The sequence below is a fragment of the Actinosynnema sp. genome (genome assembly GCF_052038725.1).
On sequence record NZ_JBQGCX010000149.1, the window covers coordinates 1 to 1,556 of the forward strand.

General features: G+C 76.6%; 2 protein-coding genes. One reads left to right on the forward strand and one right to left on the reverse strand.

Annotated features, from left to right (window positions below):
- Window positions 1-441 (reverse strand): helix-turn-helix domain-containing protein (locus ACTUAL_RS02895; protein WP_440899170.1); only part of this gene is annotated, 441 nt, incomplete at its 3' end.
- Window positions 442-538: 97 nt separating this feature from the next.
- Between ACTUAL_RS02895 and ACTUAL_RS02900 the strand changes: the two genes are divergently transcribed.
- Window positions 539-1,556, forward strand: a 1,018-nt coding sequence (locus ACTUAL_RS02900; RefSeq protein ID WP_440899171.1) for an MFS transporter, incomplete at its 3' end; no start/stop codon positions are given.

Sequence of the window (1,556 nt, forward strand, 5' to 3'; positions counted from 1 at the left end):
CCGCCGGACCACCAGCTCGCCCCGCAGCACGTGCGCCATCGAGTCCGGCGTCCCCGGCGTCCCGCCCACGCCGCCGTACCGGTCGTCGCCGAGCAGCCGCCACTTCCACAGCTCGATCGACGCCTCCGCCGTCTCCACCGCGTTCACCAGGTACGCCCAGCTCCCGCCCGGCGTGGACCACACCTCGACGCCCTCGGGCAGCGGGTCGCCCAGCACGCCCGCCAGCGCGGAGAACGTCGTGCCCAGCGCGGACGCCACGCGGTCCACCGTGGACAGGCTCGGGTTCGCCTGCCCCAGCTCGATCTGGGTGAGCATCCGCCTGCTGACGCCGCTCAGCTCGGCGAGGCGCACCACGCTCAGCCCGGCGGCCTTGCGCAGCGCGCGGATGCGGTCGCCCAGGAGGACGACGACCTCCGGCCGGATCTGGTCGACCACGCGCACCCCGCTCCCCAAATGAGCACTATAGTGCTCACCATTCCCGGTCGACCCCACGCCGACCACCCCACCGCACGCGCACGTGAAGGCAAGAGGCCCCCGCATGACCGCCACGCAGTCGATCCCCCCACCAGCGCGCACGTCGCCGCCGAGGCGGGACATCGTACGGTGGCAGCTCGGCTCCGCGACCTCCGGCGTTCCCCAGGCCGCCGCCCCGATCGCCTTCGGCCTGCTGGCGCTGCCGCTCACCGGCACGGCCGAGTCCGGGGCCGCGCTCGTCTTCGCCACGACCACGGCCCAGGTGCTCGGCTCGGTCCCCCTCTCCCGGTTGGGCGCGCGGTTCTCCCCGGTGCGCTACCTGCGCGCCCTGGTCGCCGTCCGCACCGCCGCCTTCGCCGCCGCCACGGGCCTGGGCGCGGTGGGCGCCCCGTTCGCCGCGCTGGTCGCCGCCGTCGTCGTGGCGGGCGCGGTCAGCGGGACGGCGCACGGCTACCAGCGGCTCCTGCTGAACCACCTGGTCTCCCCCGGCGGGCTGCCCAGGGCGCTGGGCGTGGCCGCCACGCTGAACGAGGTCACCTTCGCGCTCTCCCCCGTGCTCGCGTCGCTGATCGGCTCGGCGTCGCCGGTGTGGGCGATGGCGGTGATCACCGTGCTCGGGCTGGGCCCGGCCGTGCTCACGCCCCGCGTCCCGGACGTGCGCGCGGCCCCGGACGCGGCCCCGGTCGGCGGCGGGCTGCCGCGCGAGGCGCTGGTGTGGTTGTGCTGCGCGGCGGCGGGCAGCGGCGCGGTGGCGGCGGTGGAGGTCGGCGCGGTGTCGTTCGCGCTCGCCTTCGACCTCGGTCCGGGGTGGGCGTTCCTGTTCGCCTCGGTGCTGTGCGCGGGCTCGGTCCTGGGCGGGATCAGGGTGAGCGTGCGCAACCGCGTCCCCGGCGTCGCCGCGGTCGCGGGCTACCTGGCCGCCAGCACGGCGGGGGCCTGCGCGACGCTGGCGGGCGGGAACCTCGCGGTGACCCTGGCGGGCGCGGCGGTGCTGGGGTTCTTCCTGCCGCTGCTGGGCACGTTCTACTCGCTGGCGCTGGACGCGCTCGCGCCGCCGCACCGCAAGGCCGAGGTGTTCGCGC